19 protein-coding genes, 3 tRNA genes, 4 pseudogenes and 1 CRISPR repeat array are annotated in these 26,251 nt (G+C 70.9%); of the genes and pseudogenes, 8 read left to right on the top strand and 18 right to left on the bottom strand.

The genetic code is table 11. From position 1 onward, the window contains the following. Nucleotides 1-879: pseudogene (locus EJG53_RS42815) on the bottom strand (FAD binding domain-containing protein); the annotation flags it as partial. Nucleotides 880-1,132: 253 nt separating this feature from the next. On the opposite strand from EJG53_RS42815, the gene EJG53_RS27940 reads away from it, so the two are divergent. Further along, on the top strand, nucleotides 1,133-1,489 hold the full coding sequence (locus EJG53_RS27940) for a PucR family transcriptional regulator (RefSeq protein WP_125047194.1): 357 nt from the start codon (nucleotides 1,133-1,135) through the stop codon (nucleotides 1,487-1,489). A 68-nt stretch (nucleotides 1,490-1,557) separates the two neighbouring features. On the opposite strand, the gene EJG53_RS43410 is transcribed toward EJG53_RS27940, so the two are convergent. The 7 genes from EJG53_RS43410 to EJG53_RS27910 form a co-directional block, all read right to left on the bottom strand. Further along, nucleotides 1,558-1,680 (bottom strand): hypothetical protein, encoded by a 123-nt coding sequence (locus EJG53_RS43410; protein ID WP_280526787.1) that lies wholly within the window; start codon nucleotides 1,678-1,680, stop codon nucleotides 1,558-1,560. 339 nt (nucleotides 1,681-2,019) lie between these two features. Continuing rightward, nucleotides 2,020-2,730 (bottom strand): type I-E CRISPR-associated protein Cas6/Cse3/CasE, encoded by a 711-nt coding sequence (locus EJG53_RS27935; RefSeq protein WP_244955367.1) that lies wholly within the window; start codon nucleotides 2,728-2,730, stop codon nucleotides 2,020-2,022. Further along, complete coding sequence (locus EJG53_RS27930) at nucleotides 2,727-3,632, bottom strand: type I-E CRISPR-associated protein Cas5/CasD (RefSeq protein WP_125047193.1); 906 nt, start codon at nucleotides 3,630-3,632, stop codon at nucleotides 2,727-2,729. Before EJG53_RS27930 ends, EJG53_RS27935 begins: the two co-directional genes overlap by 4 nt. Continuing rightward, on the bottom strand, nucleotides 3,629-4,984 hold the full coding sequence (locus tag EJG53_RS27925; RefSeq protein ID WP_125047192.1) for a type I-E CRISPR-associated protein Cas7/Cse4/CasC: 1,356 nt from the start codon (nucleotides 4,982-4,984) through the stop codon (nucleotides 3,629-3,631). Before EJG53_RS27925 ends, EJG53_RS27930 begins: the two co-directional genes overlap by 4 nt. Continuing rightward, complete coding sequence (gene casB, locus EJG53_RS27920; protein ID WP_125047191.1) at nucleotides 4,981-5,544, bottom strand: type I-E CRISPR-associated protein Cse2/CasB; 564 nt, start codon at nucleotides 5,542-5,544, stop codon at nucleotides 4,981-4,983. The genes EJG53_RS27925 and casB overlap by 4 nt, the downstream gene beginning before the upstream one ends. After that, the gene (locus tag EJG53_RS27915; protein ID WP_244955366.1) at nucleotides 5,541-7,040 is read right to left on the bottom strand and encodes a type I-E CRISPR-associated protein Cse1/CasA; all 1,500 of its coding nucleotides are present in this window, start codon (nucleotides 7,038-7,040) and stop codon (nucleotides 5,541-5,543) included. The genes casB and EJG53_RS27915 overlap by 4 nt, the downstream gene beginning before the upstream one ends. 834 nt (nucleotides 7,041-7,874) lie before the next feature. Then, nucleotides 7,875-8,054 (bottom strand): hypothetical protein, encoded by a 180-nt coding sequence (locus tag EJG53_RS27910; RefSeq protein WP_125047189.1) that lies wholly within the window; start codon nucleotides 8,052-8,054, stop codon nucleotides 7,875-7,877. A gap of 173 nt (nucleotides 8,055-8,227) precedes the next feature. Here EJG53_RS27910 and EJG53_RS27905 point away from each other — a divergent pair, with 173 nt between their 5' ends. The 4 genes and pseudogenes from EJG53_RS27905 (at nucleotide 8,228) to cas2e (ending at nucleotide 13,282) form a co-directional block, all read left to right on the top strand. Continuing rightward, complete coding sequence (locus tag EJG53_RS27905) at nucleotides 8,228-11,737, top strand: helix-turn-helix domain-containing protein (protein WP_167515175.1); 3,510 nt, start codon at nucleotides 8,228-8,230, stop codon at nucleotides 11,735-11,737. Nucleotides 11,738-11,883: 146 nt separating this feature from the next. Beyond that, a pseudogene (locus tag EJG53_RS27900) lies at nucleotides 11,884-11,976 on the top strand (type I-E CRISPR-associated protein Cas6/Cse3/CasE); the annotation flags it as partial. Beyond that, nucleotides 11,973-12,920, top strand: coding sequence for a type I-E CRISPR-associated endonuclease Cas1e (cas1e, locus tag EJG53_RS27895; RefSeq protein WP_125047187.1), 948 nt, complete (start codon nucleotides 11,973-11,975; stop codon nucleotides 12,918-12,920). The pseudogene EJG53_RS27900 and the gene cas1e, both read left to right, overlap by 4 nt. Beyond that, complete coding sequence (cas2e, locus tag EJG53_RS27890) at nucleotides 12,917-13,282, top strand: type I-E CRISPR-associated endoribonuclease Cas2e (RefSeq protein WP_125047186.1); 366 nt, start codon at nucleotides 12,917-12,919, stop codon at nucleotides 13,280-13,282. The genes cas1e and cas2e overlap by 4 nt, the downstream gene beginning before the upstream one ends. A gap of 128 nt (nucleotides 13,283-13,410) precedes the next feature. Further along, a CRISPR array of direct repeats spans nucleotides 13,411-13,744; the repeat unit is 29 nt; unit sequence GTGGTCCCCGCGCGTGCGGGGCTGTTCCC. A gap of 439 nt (nucleotides 13,745-14,183) precedes the next feature. On the opposite strand, the pseudogene EJG53_RS27880 reads toward cas2e, so the two are convergent. Beyond that, nucleotides 14,184-14,851, bottom strand: a pseudogene (locus EJG53_RS27880) (class I SAM-dependent methyltransferase). A gap of 143 nt (nucleotides 14,852-14,994) precedes the next feature. Further along, on the bottom strand, nucleotides 14,995-15,441 hold the full coding sequence (locus EJG53_RS27875; protein WP_125047185.1) for a glycine-rich domain-containing protein: 447 nt from the start codon (nucleotides 15,439-15,441) through the stop codon (nucleotides 14,995-14,997). Nucleotides 15,442-15,632: 191 nt separating this feature from the next. On the opposite strand from EJG53_RS27875, the gene EJG53_RS27870 reads away from it, so the two are divergent. Then, nucleotides 15,633-16,922, top strand: coding sequence for a helix-turn-helix transcriptional regulator (locus EJG53_RS27870; protein ID WP_174856465.1), 1,290 nt, complete (start codon nucleotides 15,633-15,635; stop codon nucleotides 16,920-16,922). Nucleotides 16,923-16,984: 62 nt separating this feature from the next. Here the strand turns inward: EJG53_RS27870 and EJG53_RS27865 are convergent, their stop codons facing one another. From EJG53_RS27865 to EJG53_RS27850, 4 genes are all read right to left on the bottom strand, one after another. Continuing rightward, nucleotides 16,985-17,482 carry a tyrosine-type recombinase/integrase gene (locus EJG53_RS27865; protein WP_125047184.1) on the bottom strand — a complete coding sequence of 166 codons (498 nt, stop codon included), beginning with the start codon at nucleotides 17,480-17,482 and terminating at the stop codon, nucleotides 16,985-16,987. Nucleotides 17,483-17,595: 113 nt separating this feature from the next. Further along, a tRNA-Ile gene (locus tag EJG53_RS27860) sits at nucleotides 17,596-17,669 on the bottom strand. Between the two features lie 180 nt (nucleotides 17,670-17,849). Continuing rightward, nucleotides 17,850-17,922: transfer RNA gene (locus EJG53_RS27855), tRNA-Asn, on the bottom strand. A 5-nt stretch (nucleotides 17,923-17,927) separates the two neighbouring features. Next, nucleotides 17,928-18,000 (bottom strand) — tRNA-Asn (locus EJG53_RS27850). Between the two features lie 255 nt (nucleotides 18,001-18,255). On the opposite strand from EJG53_RS27850, the gene EJG53_RS27845 reads away from it, so the two are divergent. Together EJG53_RS27845 and EJG53_RS27840 are read left to right on the top strand one after the other, a co-directional pair. Beyond that, entirely contained in the window at nucleotides 18,256-18,555 is a 300-nt protein-coding gene (locus EJG53_RS27845; protein ID WP_125047183.1) for a YtxH domain-containing protein, read from the top strand. A 214-nt stretch (nucleotides 18,556-18,769) separates the two neighbouring features. Next, nucleotides 18,770-20,239 carry an FGGY family carbohydrate kinase gene (locus EJG53_RS27840; protein ID WP_125047182.1) on the top strand — a complete coding sequence of 490 codons (1,470 nt, stop codon included), beginning with the start codon at nucleotides 18,770-18,772 and terminating at the stop codon, nucleotides 20,237-20,239. A 15-nt stretch (nucleotides 20,240-20,254) separates the two neighbouring features. Here EJG53_RS27840 and EJG53_RS27835 read toward each other — a convergent pair whose 3' ends face one another. From EJG53_RS27835 to EJG53_RS27820, 4 genes and pseudogenes are all read right to left on the bottom strand, one after another. Continuing rightward, nucleotides 20,255-21,451, bottom strand: a complete 1,197-nt coding sequence (locus EJG53_RS27835) for an RNA polymerase sigma factor (protein WP_031013466.1) — start codon at nucleotides 21,449-21,451, stop codon at nucleotides 20,255-20,257. Between the two features lie 257 nt (nucleotides 21,452-21,708). Beyond that, the gene (gene dnaG, locus EJG53_RS27830; RefSeq protein WP_125047181.1) at nucleotides 21,709-23,631 is read right to left on the bottom strand and encodes a DNA primase; all 1,923 of its coding nucleotides are present in this window, start codon (nucleotides 23,629-23,631) and stop codon (nucleotides 21,709-21,711) included. 100 nt (nucleotides 23,632-23,731) lie between these two features. Next, nucleotides 23,732-24,694: a pyridoxal-phosphate dependent enzyme gene (locus EJG53_RS27825; RefSeq protein WP_125047180.1), complete on the bottom strand. Its 963-nt coding sequence runs from the start codon at nucleotides 24,692-24,694 to the stop codon at nucleotides 23,732-23,734. A 79-nt stretch (nucleotides 24,695-24,773) separates the two neighbouring features. Continuing rightward, nucleotides 24,774-26,050, bottom strand: a pseudogene (locus EJG53_RS27820) (NAD(P)/FAD-dependent oxidoreductase). Between the last annotated feature and the right edge of the window lie 201 nt (nucleotides 26,051-26,251).

Genomic DNA, 26,251 nt, shown 5'->3' with positions numbered 1-26,251 from the left:
CGCCTCCGCCCCCAACTCCTCCCGAATCTCCTCCCCCATCCGATACGTCATGTGCCGCCGCCACTCGGGCAGCCCGTGCACGTCGTCGAACCATCCGTCGTCCGGTACGGCCCGTCCGATCGCCGCGCGCAGCTCGGATGCGGACGGCGGCTCCGGGAACCGCAGCCGCACCGGCCGTACGGTGGCGGCGGTGATCGTCAGGGTGAACGCCCCGTCCACCGGGTCCCGCGTCCCGATCAGCAGCGCGGCGGAGCGCCCGAGCCCGTACAGCGACGTCTGCCGGAACGCCGTACGACACTCCAGCGCGCGGGCCGGCAACGTGACCGAGCGCAGCAACTCGCCCTCCGTCAGCGCGTTGCGCCCGGCGCCGGTGACGAGGTCCGTCACAGGCAGTCGCCGCTCCGTCCCGTCCACGGCCAGCAGCAGGCAGGTGCCGTCCAGCGCCGCCGTAAGGGAGACCATCGGCGCGGCGGGCAGCGCGAGGCACAGGTTCCCGCCGACGGTGGCCGTGTTCCAAATCTTGAACGAGGCCAGAAAGGCACGGCAACACTGCTCGAAGAGCACCCCCACCGACGACCCACCGATGCCGCTACTACTACAGCCGCCACCACCGCCGCCGCTCCTCCCGAACCGGGACACCTCAGCAACAGTGCACGTAGCCGCGATCTCCAGCGCACCGTCCGGTAGCCACCGAAACGGTTCCCAGCCCACCCGGCTCAGATCCAGCAGCCGCCGCACCCCCGGCTGAGGCACGGAAAAGAGGTACGTACCGCCCCCCAGCCAGGCATCACCCGCCCGCCACCCGGGACGTCCCCTCGCCCCCGGAACCTCCCCGCTCTCCCCAACCTCCAGAACCTCCCGCACCTCATGCAAATCCATCCCCCGAGTGAAACAAGCACCCCTCTCCAACAGCCGCCGCCACGCACACAACACACCCCCACCACTCCACCCCACCTCACCCCATCCCCTCCTCGCCCCCTTCCCCCTCCCCTCCCTCCCGCCCTGCATAAGCGCAACTACACACCCACCCCCCTGGCATTTACGATGCTTCTCCGCGCCCTCACCTGGCGAGTGCGCACGGCAAGGTCCGGGCCCTACGCCCGGCGCCCGGACGGTACGAGGAGCACGCCCCATGCCGCACACCACCCCACCCGCCCCCGGAGGCAGCTCCGCCCCCGCCACCCTCGAACGGCTGCTGTCCGCCGTACCCGCCGACGTCCGCGCCGTCTTCAGTGCCCGCACCCTGCGCCCGCTCCTCCCCGAGCACGACAGGACCGGCACCCTGCTGCACACCCTGGAGGTCTTCCTCCGCCACGACGCCTCGTGGTCCCGCACCGCCGCCGCGCTCCGCCTTCACGTCAACACCGTCCGCTACCGCATCCAGCGCATAGAACACCTCACCGGCCGCGACCTGACCCGCCTTCCCCACCGCCTCGACCTGCACGCCGCCCTGCTGTGCCGCGCGGGGACGGCCGGCGGCGAAGCGTAGGCCGCAGCCCCCGGCACACCGCGCGAAAGGCGGGACGGCAACCACCGCCCCGCCCGGAACCGGCCCGATCAAAGGTGCAGCAGGTACACGTACTTCCCGCCCGCGCCCGCGTTCAGGTCCTTGCTGATCTTCGTCCAGCCCTCGGGCTCCTGCTCGTCCCCTTCAAGGATCATGAGGTTGACGACCGCCATGGCGCCCGTTCCTTTCTCGTCGGCGTACGGACAAGAGGCGGGCTCACGCTATGGCCGCCACCCGTGGACCACATCGGACGCAACCGGCCGGCGGACCGTTCGAATCGCCATCAGGTCACAGCACGGCTGAGCTGCTGACCATGTGGTTCACCCCGCAAACCCCCTCGAACACGAACGCCGCACGGCACGCGGACCACTGACCGGTCCCGACACCGCTCCCCTCTCACATCACGCTGGCGTCCCTCGGGTGGGCGGACGGCGCGAATGACACCGACGGGGACCGGCCGAACCGCCTGTGCTCCTCTCTTCGCGGGTAGGCAGAGAAGCACAGGCGCGCCGTCACCGAGTCAGAATGAGCCCGCAGCTGTACGCCCGAGCGTGGCCGATGCCCTCGGAGAGGGCGGTGACGAATGCGGCGGGGTCGGTGATGGTCAAGGAGCCGCGCAGCTCGGCGCGAGCGATCTTCAACCCCTTGTGGGGTGCGGGGCTGGACACCGTGGGCAGCATGCGCACGGAGATGCTGTCGGGGTCGGCAGCGGCGCCGACGCGGCCGGGGGTGTGCCCGTCCCCGAAGCGGCTGCCGCACCACTTCCTGACGCCGTCCGGCTTGGTGTGCGCCACCCGCCGGCCTCGGACCGCTCGCCCGTCCGGGCCGGTCCGGTACTTGCTGTAGGTGGGGTTGACGACGGACCGGAAGCCGACGGTGTCACCGGCGCGGAAGGTGCTGTCGACGGTGATCAGGTGCGGGGCGTCCCTCAGTGCGGCTTTGGGTACGTGTCCCCAGTCCGCGGCGACCTTGGCTTGTACGACCAAGACGAGCGCCGCCGCTTTGAGGTCCAGCGCCCACGTCGACAGGACGCCCATCTGGGCGCGGGCGTCCGGACTGCCGTCGTCGACCCACCCTTGGAACCCGCTCATCACCGTGCGGTGCATGTCTTGCGCATCGATCAGCGACTTGGCCACGTAGGGGTGGCGTGCGTCCAAGGTGAGCACGGAATGCGTCGCGACGAAACGAGCCGTCGCCGTGCGGGGCTGCGGAGAAATGCTCACGGAATGATGTCTTTCCAGTCGGTGGCGTTCGCGGCGATCGTGACCCTGCGGCGGACCTCCCAGCGGGTGGTGTGCTCAGGCCGCAGCGAGTCGAAGCTCACCGGCTGGTCCTGCACCGGCGTGGCGCCCCGCTCGGACGGCGGGACCTGGAGCCACGCCCAGGGCTTGCGCGCCGGGTCGGCCGTACCTTCGGGCCCGGGCAGCAGTCGGCGGGTGCGGAACGCCGTGTCCAGGTCACCGGCGACGGTTTCGAGGGCGAGGGTGCCGGACGGCGGGCAGGACTTGCGGCCCAGCCACAGCAGGTGCTGCGGGTGCTCAAGTGCTCGCGCCACGGTCCGCAGGAAACCCTCGTCCGGGTGCTGGAGCCCCACCAGGAACGTTGCGTCGGCGAGATACCACCGCTCGGTGATGAGGCTGGAGCGGCGCACTTCACCGGAGACCAGTACGCCGGAGTGGGGGTCGGTCGCGATCTTCTTGGGTGCTCCGTACCATCCGGCCAGAGTGTGATGGCCGAACTGGTCCCCGGTGGCCGCATCAAGACCGGCAGATACGGCGGCGGCGCGCCGGTGGTCGGTGATGACGTCGCGAGGGCGCAGTGGGTAGGAACCCGCGCCGACGGTGTGGTAGTCCCGGACGGGGACGCCGGGATGGTCGGCACGCACCCCGAAGACGGCCCCGGCCAGTTGCCCCAAGAGGGTCGGTGTCCTTCGTTCCTTTCCCTCCGCTGACCTGCCCGGTTCGACCAGGCCCATGGACCGGGGCAGTCCCAGGGCCGCCGCGCACATGCCGATCACGGCCGACTTGGTGGGACGGCTGTGCGAGTCGCGGCGGGCGGCGAAGCGGCTGGCCACGCCCCACGACTGCAGGGGCCCGGCCAACCGGAGGAGCAGTACGTAAGTCACGGCGTCAGGCCCCCGACAGAGTCCACCCGGGTCGCGCCCAGGGCGTCCAGTTCGTCGAGGAGCGCGTCGATCTGCGGGTCGTACGTGAGCAGACGGGCCGTACGGATGTCCGGGCGGCGCCGGCTGACGAAGACGTGGTGCTTGAGCAGGCGCTTGACCCCGGCGGGCCCGGCCGGCCCTTCGCCGCCCCTGCCCTCCTTACCCTCCTTGTCCTCCGGATTTTCGTCGACTGGCTTCTGGAAGGCGCCGGCGTAGCTGTACGGACGCTCGCCCTCGAAGGCGAGGACCAAGACCGGCAGCGAGCCGGTGGAGGCCGTGGAGTTCTTCTTCGCCTCGGGAAACGCCTCGACGAAAGCGTTGACGAATTCCTGCTCCGCAGCGACCGCGGCCTCTGCTGCCTCCGCCTCGGTCATGCCGGCGGCCTGGAGGTTCACCTTCAACTGGCGCCGGTCGAGCACGGCGTGCCGGTAGAACGTGCCGGAGATGAGCGACTGGTAACCCGTCATTCCCGCGCCCGCGTCGTCCGCCGCGTCCAGGAAATCCAGCGCGTTCTTCTTCCGTTCCAGCTTGGCATCGTCCGCCGCGGCGTAGAAGTCGTCGACCTGTTCGGCCTCCTGGATCGTGAAGGCATGCGCGCTTTGCACGGCGCCGTCCACGTTGGGCGAATCGGCGATCTCCGCGAGGAAGCGGCCATACAGCGCGATGTCGATGGCGTCGCGCGGAGCCAGTGCCGTGAGCACCGCGGCACGCGTCTCCTTCGGGAGCGGTGGCAGATCTTTCGTCTCCGCGGCCTCACTGTCTCCGTTCGCGGCCTCTTCGGCTGCCTTGCGCGCACCCCGCTTCGGCTTGGCGTTGGCTGCCTGGGCGGCGAGGTATTCGTCCCGCCACCCGCGCAGGCTGTCGGCCGCTGCCGCGATGTGCCCGGCGATCCGCTCGCCGGTGTCGGCCGGTGCGAACAGCAGCACCTTGGTGAGGTTGGCGACCGTCTTCTTGGCCGGGTCGCCGAACTTCAGGCCCGTGGCCTCCAGCACGGTTCGCGCCGTGACGACGGCCTCGTCCTTCTCCCAGCCGTGGGCTGTTTCCAGTACGCGCGCGGTGAGCAGCGCCCACTCACGGGTACGCACCCCTGTGGTGCGCCCGGCCAGCGGGCCGACTCCGGCGTTGGCCCGGTTGCGGGCGTGCACCCGCTCGGCCCGCCGCCGCGCCTGGCTCGTGATCATGTGCCGTTCGACGCCGCCGAAGACGATCGTTTTCGGTGATCCGTTCTCATCACGTACCGGCAGGACCGCGACCAGTGTCTCCAGCAGATGGAGGGAGAGGAACTGGCCGCGTGGGGCGGAGGTCTCGGTCACGTGCTGCTGCCCTTCTGGGTGCTCTTCCTGCCGGTGTCGTACGGTGCGTGGAAGTCGACCGCCCAGTGGTAGGCGATGCGGACCTTCCGGTCGTTCCATCGCTCAAGGTCGGCGACGAGGCCGGTCCAGGACGGCGGTTGCTGCTCGCAGGCGCGCAGCCGGGCGATGCCGTGCTGGAGGTGCCGCCACGGAATGCGTCGGCTGGCCACGATCCGGTCCACCAGCCGCGTGGCACCGGGGTCTTCGGGGCCGCGGCCGCCGGGCCTGCCGATCCTCCGGGCCGCGGTACCGAAACTGCCGAAGCCCTGGGTGGGCCGCCCCACGCCCCGGTGGTAGACGGCGAACAGGAAGGCGACCTGCTCGTAGATCTCCCTGCTGGTCTGGTTGTCCTGGTCCGGGGCGTACCAGCCGGCCCGGATACTGGCGCTGGTGCCGACTGTGGCGCGCCGGAGCTGGGCGAGAACGCCGTATTCACGGTTGTGCACCAACGTGAGGAGCCAGGCGGTGAGCCGGGCTGCCCCCAGCTCCGTGGTCTCCCACCCGGATGATTCGCTGGTCATGCTCCTCCGTTCTTGAGGGCGGTGAGGTCGGCCGGAGCCCGGGAACTGGTGAGTTCGGCCTCGAAGCTTCTGCGGGCCGCCGCGCGGGCACGCAATCCCGGCCCGTTCTTCGGCAACGAGTCCAGTCGGGCGTCCAGAAACTCTCGTGCCATCTGCACCAGCCACTCCACGTAGCCGGGCATGCAGTCGGTCACCATCGCGCCCTCGGCCACGTCCAGGAGCAGGGTGTGGAAGGGCTCCTCCGTCGCCTTCCACTGCTCGCCCCGCGCGTCGAAGCGGGCGAGTTGCGCCTTCTTGTCGCTGGGTCTGGGATTGGGGTACGTGATGGCCCAGGCCGCGTAGGCGGCTCGGTCCAGGCTGCGGGCGATGTGTTCTGCCACCTCGGAGCCGCGCAGCGAGGCCTGGTAGAGGGCCGGGGCCTGTCCCGGAGCGAAAGGGAAGACGCTGCTGACCCAGCCGACGGGAGTGGTCTTGTTCGAGAGGAGGCCGACCGCCAGCAGGTCGAAAGGGTGGCGTTCGGGTCTCCGCTCCTTGGGGAGCTTCGCGAGGCGTGCGTACAGGCCGCCGGCCTCGTTCTTCACCGCAGCGTAGAGTGCGTGCGCTTCACGCCAGAGATCACGGGTTGGCGAAGGCCACAGTGGCTTCTTCTCCCCCGTACGGGTCTGGGACATGACGGCGTCCTGAAGGTGCAGTTCGGTGTCCAGCTCAAGCAGTTCACCGGCTCCGATGAGCACCCGGTCGACGCCGGCCTCTTCTCCGTCGCACCCAGGCTTCGGACGCATCAGCACCGAACGGCCCAGATAGCTGTGCAGGTCCGCGTAGCCGCGCACAGGACGAGCCGGCGGCTTGACCTTGAACCCCCGCCGCTCGATCGGTCCCCGCGTCCAGGTCAGGTTGAGTACGCGCGGGTCGTCGGCGGTCGGCACCAGGTTGAGACGCAGGGTGTGGCCCAGGGTCCGTCCCAGAGCCAGAATCCGGATCCGGCCGCCGAGCCGCCCGGTGGCCAGGTTGGTGATGGCCGGCCCCAGCGTTGCCTTGCCTGAGAGCCGGGCGCGGCCGGACAGGCCGAAGACGTGCTGGGTCAGCATCGCCCGGAACGCTTCGGCCGCGGGCAGCGGATCAGGGTGCTTCAGGTGGTGGTGATCGGCGAACTGGTTGTAGTCACCCGCACGTTCGATCACCAGTTGGGCGGCCCCTGTGCCGTACTCCTCCAGGAACGGTGCGAGCAGGGTGTTCTGTCCCAGGGGCCGCTCGGGGTGGAACAAGTTCCAGTCGTCGTCGGATTGCCTCGTGAGCCACGAGGCAACCTCTCCAAGAGGTTGGCCCTCTTCCACCCAGTGCTGCCACTCCTCCGTCGACCTGGGGTACGTACCCGAGGCGTAGCACAGAGCGAGCAGAAACTCGACGAGAGCGACCTTTTCCCCAGGGGTGTCGCCAGCGATGTCCGTCAGTTCATCGGCCTGAGAGAACAGCCCCGTCAGGGTCCGTGCGACCACCTCACCGTCCAACGACAGAGCTCGTACACATACATGCACGCGAGGGTCCCAACGTGGGCGATCACTCATTGCGTCGAGCGGGGGCTGATCAGCCAGCTGCATGGTGTGTGACCTCGGTATTTCGCATCCGTCTGCGTGAAGTCGGGAGTCATCGGGTGGTTGGGTCCGAGGTGGTGGAGGAGTCACGTGCCCGCCGGAGGCACCGGCTCAGCCGGGCCGGCAGGTGCTGCGCATGCAGCCCGTCGACGCGCCTGCCGGTACCGGCCTTTCGTCCCCGCCGACGCGGGGAAGGCTGAGACGTGTGCGCCAACGAACGCCACCGATGGATCAACCCTACTGGTGCAGGGAACGGGACGGCTCGGGCCCGAAAGCTTCCGGTAGGGTCCCGGAGTAATGGCACATGTGCCGTCACGGTGGACACAGCACGCCCCTTCGGCGAGAGCCGTGCCCCGTGCCCCGAAGACGGTCTCTCCCGGCAATATCGCTGCCGGGAGAGACCTCTTCACATGAGCATCATGAGACGTGAGACCACGGCCGAGACGACGACTTCGAACAGCAGCCACCCCATGTCGCCCCGACGTCTCCGTAACCACCCCCTTGCGTCGACCAGGCGGGACCTGAGCCAGCGCCGTGTACGCACGTGCGCGGTCCTCCTCCCTCACTCTGCTCTCTGGCGTCTGCCAACGAGCGGACCAACGGGAGGAGCGGGGCACCGCCAAGGACCACTCTGGCACGCTGCGATGCGGCGTGCCCGGCCTTCGAGGGAACCAGTCCAACAAACGTGACCGAGTAGCTTGATCACGTCACCGGAGTGACGTACGTCCCAACAGCAGCTCACTCGCGGGGCTTTCGCCGAAGCAGGATCGCCAGCGTCGCCCGCGCATCACGGCGACGGGCCGAGGAGCGGGAGGCGACCGAGACGAGTGCGACGCCGAGCAGAGTCACGGAGTAGCTGAACCCCGTGGCGGCGGCCAGTACCGTGGCATCAGTCAGCAGGGTCGGCAGTGCGGACATGGTCAAGTTCCCTCCCATACAGGCCGGCCAGCGGGTCTGCCGGGCGGCGGGTGGGGCAGTTGTCCCACGTCCAACGGGTTTCCAACGATGTCGAAAGCCCTGGGCAGAGAGCGTTCGCGCTGCTCTCACGCGTCGCAAAAAGTTTCCAGGGACTTTCCCGGGTGGGAGATGACGTGAACGCTCAGGAGGCCGGAGGCACCGACGGTCGCCCCGAACTCGCCCGCATACGGCTCGCTGGTTGCTTGCGGGCGCTGCTTGAGGAAGCCGAAAGGGCATGCGGACGAAGGATCACGCTCGAAGAACTCGCGCCCAAGCTGGGCATCTCTACCTCAACGATCAGTAACTGGCTGAACGGCACGGCCGCGCCGTCCCAGCGAGGCGTCGTCAAGTACCTTTCCCTGATCGACTACTTGGAGGGGCGCGCCCAAAGACCTGCTCGCCCCCGCAGGGAGTGGCAGCGACTCATCAAGGAGGCCGTGGACGAAAGCCGGAGCAACCGCGGTGGGCGGCCGACCATCGCATCCCGTCCGGCCAAGATCGCCCCCTTCCGGTACTTCCACACCGCCGAGAGTTACAAGCCGTTGGAACTGGCGGGCCGGCAGGAACACCTGGGCCGACTCCCGGAGTTGATCCGCAGCGCGAAGGGATACCTGTCCCTCGTCGCCCCGCCCTGGGCCGGCAAGTCCGCGTTCCTGGCCACTTTCGTCACAACGTATGAGGCCGACGACATGGACCTCATCGCTTACTTCGTCCGGTGGGGGCACGGGACGGACAACGCTGCGCACTTTCGCAAGGTCATGATCGAGCAACTGTCGCAACATGCGCGAGGCACGCCGTCGGACGCAACCGACGAAGCCACCCTGCTGACCCTCTACAAGGAGGCCTCCCAGAAGAGCGTCGCGCTTGGCCGGCATCTTCTCCTGGTCATCGACGGACTGGACGAGGACGCCGGAGAATGCAGGCGCAGACAGAGCATCGCCTCGCTGCTGCCACCACAGCCCTACCCAGGTCTCCGCGTCCTCGTCAGCCGCCGGTGGCACCCGCCCCTGCCCGGTGACGTACGCCAGGACCACCCGCTACGGCACGCCGAGCAGATACCGCGATTCCGGCCTTCTCCGGAGGCCGGCGTACTGCGGCAGACCGCCAACGACGATCTGGCCGCACTGTTCGAGGACACCAGGGGCTGGGTACGCGACTTCCTCGGCTACCTGACCTTGGCAGACGGTGGGCTCAGCGTCACCGAACTGGACGATCTGCTCCAGTACTGCGGGCACACGACCGAGCTGATGCCCGCGGACTTGGAGAGACTGCTGCACAGCGTGGCCGGCCGGGTCTTCGGGCCGGAAGACCTGGAACCCGACACCCTCGTCCTGGCACACAAGGAACTGTACGCGGCGACCGAGAAAGGGCTGGGCCCCAGGAAGCTTGCCGAACTGACCCGGCACCTGCACACCTGGGCCGACCGCCACCGGGCCGCCGGCTGGCCCGACTCCACCCCCGCGTATCTGCTCCACCACTACCCTGAACTGCTCTGGGAAGGCGACGACCTCGACCGCTGCCGCGCCTTCGCGCTCGATCACCGCCGTCTGCTGTGCCTCGCGAACCGAGGAGGTACCGACGTCGCGCTCGCCTCGCTCGACCGCGTCATGCGGGCGCTTCCGACGCCCACCGTCCTGGCATCGGCAGCCGCCTCCCGGGCTCTCCTCGATACGAGGAGCCGACCGGTACCACGTGAGGTCCTTCGCGCTCTGGTCGTGGTCGGAGATCTCACCCGCGCCTGGTCGCTCGCGCTCTCGGCCGTCGACCCGGCCTCCAAGGCGGTACGGCTCATGGAGGTGGCTCATGCAGCCCTGGCCATGGGAGCGCTGAAGACCGCGGCTTCGGAGCAGGTGAAAAGCCTGGCGTGCGACGCTGCCGCGTGGGCCACCCACGCCAAGCTGCAGCATCCGGAGGCCACCCCCTCAGCGGAGCTGGAGACCCAGGCGCTCGTCCCCCGGGCCGCCGCCACGCTCGCCGCAGCGGAATCACCGGGCGAGGCGGTCCGCTTGCTGGCAACGGTCGACATCTGCCGGCCCGAGAACGTCGCGGCGGTTGCCGAGACCGCGGCTCTGCTGCTCGTTCCCGAACCGGCCGTCGCGGCTGAGCTGCTCGACGAACTCCTGCTGGAGGCGGAGAGTCATGCGGATACGGCAGAGGGGCGCCCCGTCTTCGCGGTGGAGATCTGGTCAGCCGTAGCCACGGCTGATCCGAGCCGGGCAGAGTCGGTCCACCGCAGGATGAAGGAGTTCGCCGAAAGCGTGGCCCTGGCGGCTCCGGGCCTGGCAGCAGTCGACTGTTGCGCGCTCACGGCCTCCGCGCTCGCCGAAGCCATGCCGGAGGAAGCCCGCCGGCTGGCGTACACCGCCATGCGCGAGGCGGAGAGAGCTTCGGGCTACGTCCCGGAGGGGCGGCTCCGGGAGTCCATGAGCCGGGTAACCCAAGCGCTGCTCGACGTGGGGGAGACACCCAGGAAGGTGCGCGCTCTGCTCCCCGACGCGACCACTGACGACACCTCATGTGCCGGGCAGTCGCTCGACGGTCGTCTCGACGATGAGAGCGCAGCACGGGAAGCCGCCGAAGCAGCGGAGGCTGCGGAATATGAAGAGCTGCTCAAGGAAATGACGCGTCTGTCCGACCTCGGAGACGGCCCCCACTTACGCCGGTGCCTGTACCGGTACACGAAGCGGGATGCCGACGGGAGCGCGCCCGTCACCTGGCTGCCCTTCCTCGCGGAAGCTCTTTTCGGCGTTCTCGATCCCGTCGAAGAGGTCAACTCGCTCTTGAGGGCCGAGCTGTCCGGCACTTCCCTGCGTCTACAGATTCTGACCTCGGCCGCAATGGCTCACGCAGACGCACAGCGCCGCGACGAGGCGTTGCGGTGCGCGGAAGGGGCAGCGGACATTGCCCAGCACATGTCGGACCCACTGCAACCGAAGATCAGGGCCCTGGTCGCCCAGGCGTTCGCTCATACAGGTGACTCCCAACGGGCCAGGCAATGGGCCGCTCCTCCTCACGGAGGCAAACCGCTCGGCAGGGCGGGCGTTCCGTACCGGCGGGCCACCCTGGCCGTTGAGATGGGTCTCGCACCGGAGGCCGTCGTCGCACGTGCCATCGCTGACGGCTTGCCGGGAGCTGGACTCGACACACCCGGAACCGAACTGCTCAAGGCGCTGTGTGATCGCGCCACCGGTGCTCGGACGGACACCCAGCTCGCCTCCCTGGAGGTCGCAGCTCACGCGCGGCTCGGCAAGGACCCCCTGTTCGCTACCGGACTCGCCCTTCTCAGGGCTGCCCACGGTGACGGCAAGCGTGCGTACTGCACAATCGGCAAGTTGCCTGACCCTGCTGCCCGGGGCGTTGCCCAGTCGGTCGTGGCCGCTTACTTGGCCGGCGTACCGCCGCATCTGGATGTGGCTGCCGACGAGGGTTACTGGACCCTTTCTGTGCTCAGAGCCCTCGCACACCACATGCACCCAGCGGAGGCTGTCGACACCGCCCTTGGGCGAAACTCCCTCCTCGAAGCCCTGGCCACCGACAGCTGGTACTGGACGTTGCCGGTGCTGGGCCGCACAGCCCCGGACGCGGTGTCCCAGGTGGTGGGTGTTCTCGAGCAGCACCGGATGGCAAGGAGGACGAAACCGTAAATGTTGCCCGTACGGCCCGGCCGGTCACCCACCGCGCGCTCACACTGAGAGCCGACCTGTGGTCCCCAAGCCCACCGACCGCCGACTGACGCAGTTCGGCGACGCATATGACCTCATCGTGCGCGACCAGCAATCACTCCAGTTCCGCCGCCTTCCGCCGCACCCTCACCCACGGCCTGGGCAAGTCCAAGGCGTACGGCTGCGGCCTGATGACCCTCGCCCCGACAGGAACCCCATGAGCACCGTCAGCCGCCGCAGCACCTCCACCCCACGGGAGCTGGCCCGCGTCGGCGACCGGCTCTCCTTCATCTACCTGGAGCGGTGCACCGTCCACCGCGACGACAACGCCATCACCGCCACCGACGCGGACGGCATCACCCACATCCCGGCCGCCACCATCGGCACCCTCCTGCTAGGTCCCGGCACCCGTGTCACCCACCAGGCCATGAGCGTCCTCGGCGAGTGCGGCGCCGGCGTGGCCTGGGTCGGCGAGCACGGGGTGCGCTTCTACGCCGGCGGCCGCGCCCTGACCCGCTCCTCGGCCCTGGCCGAAGCTCAGGCCACTGCCTGGGCCAACCAGCGCACCCGGCTGGAGGTCGCCCGCGCCATGTACCGCCTGCGCTTCCCCGACGAAGACCCTGCGGGCCGCACCCGCCAGGATCTGCTGTCCATGGAAGGCCGCCGCCTCAAGGACTGCTACCGCCACGGATCAGCCCGCACCGGCGTCCCCTGGACCCGCCGCGACTACCACCGCGACAACTTCGCCGCCGGCGACGCCCCCAACCAGGCCGTCACCGCCGCCGCCCAGTGCATGTACGGCATCGCCCATGCCGTCGTCACCGCCCTCGGCTGCTCCCCCGCCCTCGGTTTCGTCCACTCCGGCCACGAACGCTCCTTCGTCCTGGACATCGCCGACCTCTACAAGACCGACATCGCCATCCCCGCAGCCTTCGACGCCGCCGCCGACGGCCCCGACGACGTGGCCTCCGGCACCCGCAGAGCCCTGCGCACCCGCATCAACGAGGCCAGCCTGCTCGACCGTTGCGTCAACGACATCAAAACCCTGCTTCATTACGATGACACCCGAGACACCCCGGCCGACGACGACCGCATGACCCTGCAATCGGACGGCGGCACCCACCTGGAAAGCGGCCGCAACTACAGCGACGAGGTGCTGTGGTGACCGTCATCATCCTCGCCAACTGCCCCGCCGGCCTGCGCGGCTGCCTCACCCGCTGGCTCCTGGAGATCTCCCCCGGCGTCTTCATCGGCTCGCCGAGCGCCCGCATCCGCGACCTCCTGTGGGACGAAGTCCGCCAGTACTCCGACAAAGGCCGCGCCCTCCTCGTCCAGCAGGCCGACACCGAACAAGGCTTCACCTTCCACACCCACAACCACGCCTGGCACCCCACCGACCACGAGGGCCTCACCCTCCTTCACCGCCCCGCTCCCCGTACCACCCAACCGGAAACAGGCCGCTCACCCAAGCCACCGAAACAGAACTGGAGCAAGGCCGCCCAACGCCGCAAATACGGCCGCCGATAACTACACGGGCCCACATCCTTCACGAACGGAGCACCCCGCCGATGCGCGAACAAATGTCACTTATGCCGGAATCCCTGAAAGTAAGTAAAACCCGCTCCTTCGCCTGACAAAACTGCTGGTGACGTCCTGTGGTCCCCGCGCGTGCGGGGCTGTTCCCGGCCCGTACCGCGAGGGCGTAAAGGCCGCCTGGTGGTCCCCGCGCGTGCGGGGCTGTTCCCCGCCGGGCTCTCACACACCGGCAGCCGGGGCCGTGGTCCCCGCGCGTGCGGGGCTGTTCCCCTTGCGTCCATTCCGCCCGCGGAGCTGTACGGGTGGTCCCCGCGCGTGCGGAGCTGTTCCCGAGTCCCTGCTGTCGATCAGTGACACCGGTTCGTGGTCCCCGCGCGTGCGGGGCTGTTCCCCCTCCGGCCGCAGGTGCAGCACGACACTGGTGGTGGTCCACGCGCGTGCGGGGCTGTTCCCTGGCCCCAGCGGGTGCGGGCTTCCTCCACGCCGTGGTCCCCGCGCGTGCGGGGTCCGGGGTTCAGCCACAGAAGGCTCCCACTCGTGGTGTGCTCCCTGCCCGTGCAGGGATGGCCCCCGCACTGGCGGGCCGTTACTGAGCTTGCAGGCGTGCTGTCGTCAGGTGGGTCTGTGGGGCCGGAGGCATGTTGCGGCAAGGCAACCGTCGATGATCTCTCTGCGGTACTGGATCATGCGGAGTCCGTGTCGTAGAACGCGCACGAAGTGCGTGGGGTCGGCAAAGGCGGTATTGGCCTGGGAACTGCGTCGCAGTAGCGACCAGAACGTCGGCCGCGCCGCGCCTTCCCCCATTACGGCGCACCGCCTCCGCAGCAGCCCGACCGCGCGCATCTTGTGACTACCGGTCGTACACGCGTCCTCGACGTACCGAGCAGGCGGCTCAGCAGTGGGCGACGACCAGCAACGTGCCCAACTGCTCCCCGTTCGGTGCTGCCAGGACGCGCGCGTCCGCATGGGTGAAGCCGGCCCGCTTGAGGTGGTCGGCCCAGGACTGGGGCGGGTATTGCCAGCGCGGTACGGTCAGCTCGCGCTCGCGGCCCTCCAGCCATTTGCCCCGCATGGCCTGTGGCCCGTACGCGCCAGGGGACGGCTCGGCCTGGGAGAACGCGAGCACGCCGCCGGGGCCAGGCGGGCGGCGATGAGCGGGAGGAGCTGTTCGGGGTCGGTGAACCACACGGCGCCCCACACCGAGTAGATCGCGTCGAACGTCTCCTCGGTGCCGGTGAGGTAGGCGCACACCTCGGCGTGGACGAAGTCCAGGTTCGCCATGTCGTGCCACCAGGCGCGGGCGCGGGCGACCTGGACGGCGGAGAGGTCGAGGCCGGTCACCCGGACGCCGCGTTCGGCCAGGTGCGCGGCCTCCTTGCCTTCAGCCGAGCCGAGGTCCAGGGCGCGGCGGGGCGAGCCGAGGAGTTCGGCGCCGGGGCCGTGGCCGGGGTACTGCGTCCATGCGAACCGGCCGGTGGCGGGACGGGGCTGGGGGCCGTCGCCCCGGTGCGGCTTGTACGTGTCCCAGTATTCGGCCGGGGTCTGTGGCGCGCGGGGCATACGGCTCCTCGTGAGGACGGCGGGACCTGGCACCGTACCGGCCCGTCCTCCCGCTCGCGGCGGTTCGCCGTGAAGTCACCCGAGCAGCCGTCGGCCCCGGGAACGCACAGGCGTTCCCGGGGCCGACGGCGGTGTGCGGGCGGTCAGTGGCACTCCTCCCCCGGGCGGCACGGGCCGCACGCCGCGTAGTCGCGCTCCCACAGCTTCCAGTCCACCTCGAAGCCCGCGTCGGCGATCACCTTGGCGGTGCGCTCCACGCTGCCGTCGTACTTGAACGCGATCTCCGGGATGTGCTCCAGGAACTTCCCGCCGAAGTGCCGGTGGCAGAAGTCGCGGTAGTGCTTCGTGTCCAGGATGAAGTTGTGGACCGCGAGATCCACGAGGCGGCCGGCGCACAGTTCCAGGTGCTGGCCCCACTTCTCCATCGCGGTGATCAGGTACGAGACCGCGGCCCCGAACAGCCGGTCGGCCATCACCTCGTCCACCGGGTGGTCCCGCATCAGAAGCTGGATCTGCCGGTCCCACACCTCGCGCGTCACGTAGTGCCGCGGATCGCGGACCTGCGCCGTGGTCTCGATCGCTGTCGCCATCGTGTCCTCCCGTGTGCTGCGACTGTCCGGCCCGTTGCGGGCCGTACGACCACGACACCACCGGCCGGGCCCGGCCGGTGGTCAACTTGCTTACTGTGCAGACGATTTGCAGAAGCCGCACACGACGTCGACGCGGGCACGATGAGTCACTACCGTGGACGGGACCCCGGCCCCGGCGCGCGGGAGGTGCGGTGTCCGGCGACACTCTGTGGTCCTCCGACAAGGTCCGCTCCCTCGTCGCGGCCCGGCACGCCGGCGGGCTGGTCAAGGTCGGGCGCACCGCGCGCGGATGGCGGCAAGAGGACCTGGGCGGGCGCCTGGGGTGCTCGACCTCCACGGTCTCCCGGCTCGAAGCCCGCCGCTGCCCTTCCGACCTGCGTCTGCTGCGACGCGCCGCCGAAGAGGTGGGGGTCCCGACGGATGTTCTGACGGCGTCGCTCGCTCTCAGCGGGGCCCCGGCCACTAGGGTGTCGCTCGATGGTCCACAAGTCGAGGAGGACCCGATGCGCCGCCGCACCCTGCTCGCCGCCGCCGGACTCGCGGCCCCCGCGCAGTTCCTGATCGGCGTCGACGTCGCACTGGCGGGCGTCCCCGACCCCAGCGGCCTGGCCGCGCCCCTCGAACAGCGCCTGGCCCGCGCCCGCAGCCTGTTCGACTCGGGCCGGCACGCCCGGCTCCTGGAGGCGCTGCCCGGCCTGCTGGGCGACGCACACGTGGCGGCCCGCTCCCGCCAGGAACTGGCCCTGGCCCGTCTGTCGACCACCTACAGCCTGCTCGCCCAGGTCCTCACGAAGATCGGCCGCTACGAGCAGTCCCGCCAGGCCGCCGACCGCGCCACCGTTTACGCCGACCTGTCCGGCTCCCCGCTCGCCGCCGCGGCCGCCGCCCGCGAGATGAGCATCGTCCTGCGCCACCAGGACCAGCCCGCCGCGGCCCAGCGCCTGATCCTCAAGGCCGCGGCCCAGGTCGAGGCCACCGGACTCACCAGCAGTGCGCAGACCTCCGCGTACGCCCAGATGCTGTGCACCCAGGCGTACAGCGCGGCCCGCGCGGGTGACCGGGCCCAGGCCCTGGCCACGATCGGCGAAGCCCAGCGCGCCGCCCGCCTCCTGCCCGAGCAGGCCCCGGCCGGCCGCCTGTTCCCGCTGACCCCGGCGGCCGTCGCCCTGTACACCGTCGGCGTCCACTGGGCTCTCGGCGACGCCGGCGCCGCCCTGGAAGCCGGCACGAACCTGCACGAGGGCCAGTTCCGTACGCCCGAGCGCAAGGCCCGGATGCACACCGACCTCGCGCGCGCCTGGTGGCAGATGGCCAGACCCGAACCGGCCGCCGACGCCCTGCTGCACGCCGTACGGGCCTCGCGCGGTGAAGTCCGCGACCGGCCCGCCATCCGCCAGATCGTCACCGACCTGGCTCAGCGCCACCCCCGTACGGCCGGAGTCCGCGAGCTATCGGCTGCCGTCTCCACTCGGCCCAGCTAGGTGCTTTCTCGGAAGCAACGGCTGCTATCGGCGTTCACTGCGCACCTGTCACGCCGCACTTCTTAGATCCTCAGCGGTCGGCGTCGCCCCTGCGGGGTTCTTGGCCCACTGCACGGCCGCCACCGCCTAGTCGTCCGCCGATTCCAGGAGATGGCGTACCGGTCGACCGTGGTGGTAGTGAGGAGCTCGTGTCCGAACCTTTTCTGGATCACGGGCAGCGGGACCTTTCCGGCGATCAGCCCCGAGGCATGTGTGTGGCGGAGGTCATGGATGCGGGGTCTCTTCGACCGTCCTCGGCCTCGTCTCCCTTCGGCAGGCGTGTGTAGGCGCAGGGGTTCGAGTCGTGCAGAGCCAGGGCGGTGGTCACGGCAGTCTGTAGATGCTGAGGAGCAGACCGTGAAGGTTGGCTGTGGCCTTCGGGACGTAGGCCCGCCACGTGGTTCCGGGCTCGTGATGCGGCCCCGGGCGCCCCTCTTCAGCACGGCCTCCGCCGACGCGCCGGACGACCCTGTGTAGGTCGAGGCGCCTGGCTGCCTCGTGTAGGTCTTGATGTTCGCCATGACGACCAGCGCACGGCGGTCGTGTGGGCAGAAGGGTGGCAGAAGTTCCTGCGGAAACTCTCTCGGCGAGACGTTTCCGCAGGCCACATCGTTTCTGCACCGTGATGCAGGAGTGGGGCGGGTGGGACTCGAACCCACGGCCGACGGATTATGAGTCCGCTGCTCTAACCGGCTGAGCTACCGCCCCGATACGGCGCGCCGCGCACATTTGTGCGCGCCGTCTGCCGCAGCATAGCCGCTCATACGATCTGTTGCGCGGGTGGGTCCTCGTTGGGCTGCCATGCTCGTCCAAGAGGACTTCGACTGCCGGGCGTTCGGTTCCCGCGCACAGGAAAGAGGACCCCCTCGGGGGTCCTCTTCCGTCCTGCTCCCCCGACTGGACTCGAACCAGTAACCCTCCGGTTAACAGCCGAATGCTCTGCCAATTGAGCTACAGGGGACCGAGCTCCCCCGACTGGACTCGAACCAGTAACCTGCCGGTTAACAGCCGGCTGCTCTGCCAATTGAGCTACAGGGGAATGCTCTGTGTGCCTCGAATGCACTCCGATCCGGGGACTCCGGACGGCGTGCGCTCGCTGCTGCACATACATTAGCGCAAGCAGGGGGGTGCTCCGCCAATCGGTATGGCCGCGGGTGGTCCCGGATGATCTTCTGGTCTACGGGTAGGCGGGCAGCACAGCCCGGCGGACGCGCGGGTGGGCGGGCGGCGCGGACCGGCGGGGCCCTGCACAGTGCGCGCGAGCGAGACCGACGAGAGGGAAGGTGGAGCGACGATGCGCTACCGGCTGACGTTCATCACGGGACTGGCCATCGGATACGTGCTCGGCAGCAAGGCGGGCCGGGAGCGGTACGAGCAGCTCCGCAAGAGTGCCCGGCGGATCGCGCAGAACCCGGCTGTCCGGAACACCGCGGAGTCCGCCGCGCTCGGCGGCCGCGAGGTGGCCACCAAGGCGTTCGACAAGGTGTCCGCCAAGGTCGGGGACCGGATGCCGGGGCCTGTGGCGGAGCGCATCCGTGCGCTGCGCGAGCAGCGCGGCAGCGGTGAGGACGACTGGGGGACGAGCAACACCTGAGCAGCACCTGAGCGACACCTGAGCAACGACCCGCGCGGGCGGCCGGGGCCCGGCAGCCGGGACCGGTCGCCGGGACCGGTCGCCCGCGCGGCGCCCCGCCCCCGGCCCGGCCTCCTGCCCGGGCCCCCGGCCACCGGCCGCCCGCCCACCCCCCACCCCAACGGTGTGAACCTGGCAGCCGCCCCGTCCCGTCCATGGGGCATCATCTGGGGGCATGGGGATAGTCGCCGGGCTGGACAGTTCGTCCGAGAGCACACGGATCGTCGTCTGCGACGCGGACACGGGTGCCGTCATCAGGCAGGGGTACGCGCCGCACCCCGCCGAAAAGGGACACGAGATCGACCCGCAGGCGTGGCTGATGTCACTCGGCGAGGCCGCGGGCAACGGGCTGCTGGAGGGTGTGCAGGCGATCGGGGTCTCCGCCCAGCAGCAGGGGATGCTGCCGCTGGACGCGGACGGCGCTCTCGTGCGGGCGGCGCTGGTCGGGAACGACAAGCGGGCGCAGAGCGCGGCGGCCGACCTGGTCGACGCGCTCGGCGGGCGGGCCGCGTGGACGCAGGCCGTCGGTGCCGTGCCGCACGCCGCGCAGCCGCTGACGAAGCTGCGCTGGCTGGCGCGGAACGAGCCGGCGAACGCGGCGCGCGTCGCCGAGGTCCTGCAGCCGCACGACTGGCTGGTGTGGCAGTTGCTGGGGCGGCCGGCGCGGCGTACGACGGACCGGGGCGGCGCGTCCGGCACCGGGTACTGGTCGGCGGCGGCCGGTGCGTACCGGCCGGATCTGGTGGAGCTGGCGCTCGGGCACCAGGTGCGGTTGCCGGAGGTGCTGGGGCCGTCCGGCACCGCCGGGTTCACGCCCGAGGGGCTGCTGATCTCCGCCGGGACGGGCGAGACGATGGCCGCGGCGTTCGGGCTGGGGGTCGGCGCGGGTGACGCGGTGGTGTCGCTGGGCGCCTCGGGCTCGGTCTTCGGCATCCACCACGAGGCGCTGGCGGACTCCAACGGCACGATCACCTCGTTCGCCGACGCGACGGGGATGCATCTGCCGGTGGTGCACACGAGTAACGCCGTACGGGTGCTGCGCGGCACGGCCGAGATGCTGGGCACCGACCTCCAGGGGCTGTCCGAGCTGGCGCTGAAGTCGACGCCCGGCTCGTACGGCATGGTGCTGCTGCCGTACCTGGAGGGCGAGCGGACGCCGCACCTGCCGCACACGGCGGGCTCGCTGCACGGGCTGCGGCGGGAGAGCATGAAGCCGGAGCATCTGGCGCGGGCGGCCTTCGAGGGCATGCTGTGCGGCCTCGCGGACGCGCTGGACGTGCTGCGCGGGCGGGGCGTCGAGGTGCGCCGGGTGTTCCTGCTGGGCGCGGCGGCGGAGCTGGGCGCGGTGCAGGCGGCGGCGCCGGGACTGTTCGGTGCGCAGGTCGTCGTGCCGCAGCCGGCGGACTACGCGGCGCTGGGCGCGGCACGGCAGGCGGCCTGGGCGCTGGGCGCGGCACGGCAGGCGGCCTGGGCGCTGGGCGCGGCGCACGGCACGCTGGCTCCGCACGAGCCGCCGCGCTGGCCCGCGGCGGCCAGCCAGGTGTTCGAGCCGGGCGAGGATCTGCCGGTCGGGCAGGCGGTGCGCCAGCAGTACATCGCGGTGCGGGAGGAGAGCTACGCGGGAGCGTTTCTCTCCGCGCAGTAGGGGGGCGAACGGCCCTCAGTCCAGGTAGCCCCTCAGTTGGTCCGCGAAGGCGTGGTCGCGGAGTTTGTTGAGGGTCTTGGACTCGATCTGGCGGATGCGTTCGCGGGTGACGCCGAAGATCCGGCCGATCTCCTCCAGGGTGCGCGGGCGGCCGTCGACGAGGCCGTAGCGCAACTGGACGACCTTGCGTTCCCGTTCGCCGAGGGTGGACAGGACCGCTTCGAGGTGTTCGCGCAGGAGCAGGAAGGCCGCCGACTCGACGGGGGACGCGGCGTCGCCGTCCTCGATGAGGTCGCCGAGGGCGACGTCGTCCTCCTCGCCCACGGGGGCGTGCAGGGAGACCGGTTCCTGGGCCAGGCGCAGCACCTCGCTGACCCGTTCGGGGGGCAGGTCGAGCTGGGCGGCGACCTCCTCGGGGGTGGGCTCGTACCCCCGTTCCTGGAGCATCCGGCGCTGGACCCGGACGACCCGGTTGATCAGTTCGACGACGTGCACCGGGACGCGGATCGTGCGGGCCTGGTCGGCCAGCGCGCGGGACATGGCCTGCCGGATCCACCAGGTGGCGTAGGTGGAGAATTTGTAGCCCCGGGCGTAGTCGAACTTCTCCACGGCGCGGATCAGCCCGAGGTTGCCCTCCTGGACGAGGTCGAGCATGGTCAGGCCGCGGCCGACGTAGCGCTTGGCGACGGAGACGACCAGGCGCAGGTTGGCCTCGATGAGGCGGCGCTTGGCCATCCGGCCCAGGACGACCAGCTTGTCGAGGTCCAGGGCGAGTTGGGAGTCCAGGTCGGGGGCGAGCCGCAGCCGTTCCTCGGCGAACAGGCCGGCTTCCACGCGGCGGGCCAGTTCGACCTCCTCCACGGCGGTGAGCAGCGGTATCCGGCCGATCTCGCGCAGGTACTGGCGGAACAGGTCGGAGGAGGGGCCGCCGGCCTCGGCACGCGGCGGCGGCTCCGGGGCGATCTCCTCCACGAGGATTTCGGGCGCGGGCGGCTCGGCCTGCTGCGGCACGGTGGCCGGTTCCGCGGCCGGCGCGTCGGCGAGGGTCCGGGTCTGCACGGGGGCGACCTCCAGTGTGATCGCTGCTGAGGCGGCGGAAAGGCCGGGACCGTCTGCGGCCGAGCCGCTGTCCGTCCCGTACATCAAGAGCGGTTCCGCGGGGGTTTCCGGTTCCGTACGTCCGGACCCGCCGCGCTCCGAGGACTCAGGCACCGCTCCTCAGTGTGGAGTACGACACAGTCCCGCCACGAGGGGCGTGCGGGCACTTTTTGGGTCCGGACGGTGACCGGGCGGCTACGGCGGGGTGGGTATGGGGGTGCGGGATACGGGTGCGGGGTACGGCAGCGCGGAGTGCGGCGGCACGGAGTACGGGTGCGGGGCGTCCCGCGTGCACGGGGCCGTGTCCCGCGCGTACGGGGCCCTTCGCGCGGGCGGCGGCCTTCTGGTGCCCGCCCGCCGGCCTCCGGCGGTTACAGCGCCGCGTAGCCGCGTTCGCGGAGGGACTGGCCGTACTGCTGGAGGACCCAGAGCTCGTTCTGGACGGCGGCCAGGTGCTGGGGGTCGGCGTTCGGGCCGAGGCGCTGGAGGGCGCCGCGGATCTCCGTGACGCGGCGGTTGACGGCGGCCAGCCGGACGGCGACCAACTGGACGCCCGCGTACGCCTCGTCGGGGTCGCGGCGGGTGTGCAGCGGCTCCACGGCCAGCTCGGTGACCATGGCGCGGACCGTGTCGTCGGGGGCGGCCTCGCGGACCCGGGCGAGGTAGGTGTTGTCGCCCGCGGCGGACAGGGCGCCGCCCGCGTCCTCGATGCAGCGGCGGACGGTGGCGTACGGGGGCGCGGTGAACTCGTCGGCGCCGTACGCGTCGAAGGCGGGCGAGACCAGGTCGGGGCGCTGGAGGGCCAGCTTGAGCAGTTCCCGTTCGACGCGGTGGGCGGGGCTGCGGAGGTTCAGGGCGGGGCCGCGCGGGCCGGCCGGCGCCTGGGCGGCCTCGGGGCCCTGCGGGCCGGCGCGGCGGCCCGTACGGGACGGGTCCTGGCCGTTCTGGCCGTCCCGGCCGCGCTCGCGGGCCCAGCGGGCGAGCTGGCCGACCCGGCGGACGACGAACTGGGTGTCGAGGATGCCGAGCATCCCGGCCAGTTGTACGGCGGACTCGTGCTGGATGGAGCTGTTCTTGATGTTGGCGACGATGGGCGCCGCCTCGTCGAGGGCGGCGGCGCGGCCCACCGTCGTGTCGAGGTTGTGCCGGGCTACGACCTGGCGCAGCGCGAACTCGAACAGCGGCGTACGGGACTCCACCAGCCCGGCGACGGCGGCGTCGCCCTGGGCCAGGCGCAGGTCGCAGGGGTCCATGCCGCCGGGGGTGATGGCGATGGAGGTCTGGGCGGCGAACTTCTGGTCGTCCTCGAAGGCGCGCAGCGCGGCCTTCTGGCCGGCCGCGTCGCCGTCGAAGGTGAAGACGACCTCGGAGCCGGAGTTGTCCATCAGCAGCCGGCGGAGGATCTTGATGTGGCCCTCGCCGAAGCTGGTGCCGCAGGTGGCGATGGCGGTGCGGACGCCGGCCAGGTGGCAGGCCATGACGTCGGTGTACCCCTCGACGACGACCGCCCGGTTGGTCTTGGCGATCTCCTTCTTGGCGAGGTCGATGCCGTACAGGACCTGGGACTTGCGGTAAAGGGGGGTCTCCGGGGTGTTCAGGTACTTGGGGCCGTTGTCGTCGTCGCGCAGTTTGCGGGCGCCGAAGCCGACGACCTCGCCGGCGATGTCGCGGATCGGCCACATCAGGCGGCCGCGGAAGCGGTCGATGGGGCCGCGGCGGCCGTCCTGGGAGAGGCCGGAGAGGATCAGTTCCTGGTCGCTGAAGCCGCGGCCGCGCAGGAACCGGGTGAGGTGGTCCCAGCCGGCCGGGCTGTAGCCGACGCCGAAGTGCTGGGCGGCGGCCTGGTCGAAGCCGCGGTCGGCGAGGAACTTGCGGCCGATCTCGGCCTCGGGGCTGTCGAGCTGCTCGGCGTAGTACTGCGCCGCGATCTTGTGGGCCTCGACCAGACGGGTGCGCTCGCCCTGCTGGCGGCCCGGGGCGTAGCCGCCCTCCTCGTAGCGCAGCGTGATGCCGGCCTGGGAGGCGAGGCGCTCGATGGTCTCGGCGAAGGAGAGGTGGTCGAGCTTCATGATGAAGTCGACGACGTCCCCGCCCTCTTGGCAGCCGAAGCAGTGGTAGAGGCCCTTGGCCGGGCTGACGTGGAACGACGGGGACTTCTCGTCGTGGAAGGGGCACAGACCCTTGAGGTTGCCGCCGCCCGCGTTGCGCAACTGGAGGTACTCGGACACGACGGCGTCGATCGGGACCGCGTCCCGCACCGCCTTCACGTCGTCATCGTTGATCCTGCCAGCCACCCCTGAATTCTACGGGTGGGGTACGACAGTCCCCGCCGGGCCCGCCCGGCGGGGCGGGACGGGCCGCCCGGAACGCCCGGTACGCCCGGAACGGCGGCCCTCAGGCCATCAGCTCCAGAAAGCGGTCCAGCCCGATGTTGCCGCCCGAGATCACCACCCCGACCCGGCGCGGCAGCGGGTCGACGGCGCCGGCCAGCAGGGCGGCCAGCGCGGTCGCCCCGCTCGGCTCGGTGACGATCTTCAGCCGTTCGAAGGCCAGCCGCATCGCGGCCTTGATCTCGTCGTCGCCGACCAGCACCACCGAGTCCAGCAGCCGCCGGTTGATCGGGAACGTCAGTTCGCCGGGCTCCGGCAGCGCCTGCCCGTCGGCGATGGTGCGCGGTACGGGGATGCGGACCCGCTCGCCGGCCGCCAGCGAGCGCCGGGTGTCGTCCCCGCTCTCCGGCTCGACGCCGATCATGCGGATGCCGGGGACGAGCGCGGTGGCGGCGACGGCCGAGCCCGCCATCAGGCCGCCCCCGCCGACCGGGGTGAGCAGGGCGTCCAGCGGGCCGGTCTCCTCGATCAGCTCCAGGGCGGCGGTGCCCTGCCCGGCGATGACGTGCGGATGGTCGTACGGCGGGATCAGGGCCAGGCCGCGTCCGGCGGCGAGCCGCGCGCCGATCTCGGTCCGGTCGCCGGTGTAGCGGTCGTACGTGACGATCTCGGCGCCGTAGCCCTCGGTCGCGTCCCGTTTGGAGCGCGGCGCGTCCTCCGGCATGAGGATGACGGCGCTGCTGCCCAGCTCCCGGGCGGCCAGGGCGACCGCCTGGGCGTGGTTGCCGGAGGAGAACGCCGCGACGCCGCGGGCGAGCTGCTCCGGTGCCAGCCGTGACATGGCGTGGTAGGCGCCGCGGAACTTGAAGGCGCCGGCCCGCTGGAAGTTCTCGCACTTGAGGTGCACCTCGGCGCCCACGAGGGCGTCGAGGGTGCGGGACCGCAGTACGGGGGTGCGGTGGACGACGCCCTTGACGCGGGCGGCGGCGTCCTGGACGTCGGCGAGCGTGACGGTGACTCCGCTCACGGGTGGGTCTCTCCCTGGGCGTCGGCTGCGGTACGGGGGCTCCGGCGCCGGGCGCGCGGACGCGCCCGGCGTCCCGGACTCAGAGCAGCGAGTCCAGGGCCACCTGCGGATCGGCCAGCGCGTTCGGGTCGAGGGTCCGGCCCGAGCGGATGAGCTGCTGGATCGGCCCGGTGACGTCCCACATGTTGACGTTCATGCCCGCCAGCAGCCGCCCCTCGCTCAGCCAGAAGGCGATGAACTCGCGCTTGCCGACGTCGCCGCGGCAGACCACCTGGTCGTACGAGCCCGGGGGCGCGTAGCCGGAGTACTCCAGTCCGACGTCGTACTGGTCGGAGAAGAAGTAGGGAATCCGGTCGTACGTGACGTCCTGGCCGAGCATGGCGCGGGCCGCGGCGGGGCCGCCGTTGAGGGCGTTGGCCCAGTGCTCGACGCGCAGCCCGGCCGGTTCGCCGTGCTCGGCGGCCAGCAGTGAGTACGGGAAGGCGGCGATGTCACCGGCCGCGTAGATGTGCGGATCGGAGGTGCGGAGCGCGGCGTCCACGGCGACGCCGCCGCCGTGCGCCGGGTCGACCAGGGTGAGGCCGGCCTGTTCGGCCAGGGAGGTGCGGGGGGCGGCGCCGATCGCGGCGAGCACGTCGTGGGCCGGGTGCTCCTCGCCGTCGTCGGTGCGCGCGGCCAGCACCACGCCGTCCTGCCCGGCGATCTCGGTCAGCCGGGCGCCGAAGTGGAAGCGGACGCCGTGCTCGCGGTGCAGGTCGGTGAAGAGGCTGCCCAGTTCGGGCCCGACGACGCTGTGCAGCGGGGTCGGCTCGGGCTCCACGACGGTCACCTCGGCGCCGTACGAGCGGGCGGCGGCGGCGACCTCCAGGCCGATCCAGCCGGCCCCGGCGATGACGAGGTGGCCGTTGTCCCGGCCGAGGGACTGCAGGACGCCGCGCAGCCGCTCGGCGTGCGCCAGGCGCCGCAGGTGGTGGACGCCGACCAGGTCGGTGCCGGGGATCTCCAGGCGGCGCGGCTCGGCGCCGGTGGCCAGCAGGAGCTTGTCGTACGCGATCAGGGTGCCGTCGCCGAGCCGGACCGTGCGGGCCACCGGGTCGAGGTGGACGGCGGGCTGGCCGAGGTGCAGTTCGATGTCCGCGCCGGCGTACCAGGCGGGCTCGTGGACGAAGACGCTGTCGCGCTCCTCCTTGCCGAGCAGGTACCCCTTGGAGAGCGGGGGGCGCTCGTACGGGTGGTCGCGCTCGTCACAGATCAGTATCACCCGGCCGGTGAAGCCTTCCGCACGAAGGGTCTCGGCGGCCTTTGCCCCGGCCAGGCCACCCCGACGATGACGAACGTCTGGTGTGCGTCGACCACTTGCTTCCTCCTCGCTGCGGCGCGGTGCGTCCGCGTCCGTGAACGCCCCCGGTCGTGTCCCCGTTCTACCCCCCGCAGTGCTTGCGCCGCGTACTGCCCGGCGCGGGCGGCCGCGTGTTACCGCCCGGTCGTGTGACGCGGATCTGTCATATCGCGTTCCGCGGCCGTCCACCCCGGCGTGTCGTCGTGCACCTGTTTTTG

The sequence above is a fragment of the Streptomyces chrestomyceticus JCM 4735 genome (genome assembly GCF_003865135.1).
Lineage (GTDB): Bacteria > Actinomycetota > Actinomycetes > Streptomycetales > Streptomycetaceae > Streptomyces > Streptomyces chrestomyceticus.
Note: the sequence above shows the minus strand (reverse complement) of the source record. Positions and strands in the feature narration are given on the sequence as shown.

Excerpts from the sequence above, each read along its gene's own strand:
- EJG53_RS27840 (WP_125047182.1), top strand. The coding sequence starts at position 18,770 with ATGGGGATAGTCGCCGGGCTGGACAGTTCGTCCGAGAGCACACGGATC.
- EJG53_RS27845 (WP_125047183.1), top strand. The coding sequence starts at position 18,256 with ATGCGCTACCGGCTGACGTTCATCACGGGACTGGCCATCGGATACGTG.
- EJG53_RS43410 (WP_280526787.1), bottom strand. The coding sequence starts at position 1,680 with ATGGCGGTCGTCAACCTCATGATCCTTGAAGGGGACGAGCAGGAGCCC.
- casB (WP_125047191.1), bottom strand. The coding sequence starts at position 5,544 with ATGACCAGCGAATCATCCGGGTGGGAGACCACGGAGCTGGGGGCAGCC.
- EJG53_RS27865 (WP_125047184.1), bottom strand. The coding sequence starts at position 17,482 with ATGGCGAACATCAAGACCTACACGAGGCAGCCAGGCGCCTCGACCTAC.
- EJG53_RS27940 (WP_125047194.1), top strand. The coding sequence starts at position 1,133 with ATGCCGCACACCACCCCACCCGCCCCCGGAGGCAGCTCCGCCCCCGCC.
- EJG53_RS27875 (WP_125047185.1), bottom strand. The coding sequence starts at position 15,441 with ATGGCGACAGCGATCGAGACCACGGCGCAGGTCCGCGATCCGCGGCAC.
- EJG53_RS27910 (WP_125047189.1), bottom strand. The coding sequence starts at position 8,054 with ATGTCCGCACTGCCGACCCTGCTGACTGATGCCACGGTACTGGCCGCC.
- cas1e (WP_125047187.1), top strand. The coding sequence starts at position 11,973 with ATGAGCACCGTCAGCCGCCGCAGCACCTCCACCCCACGGGAGCTGGCC.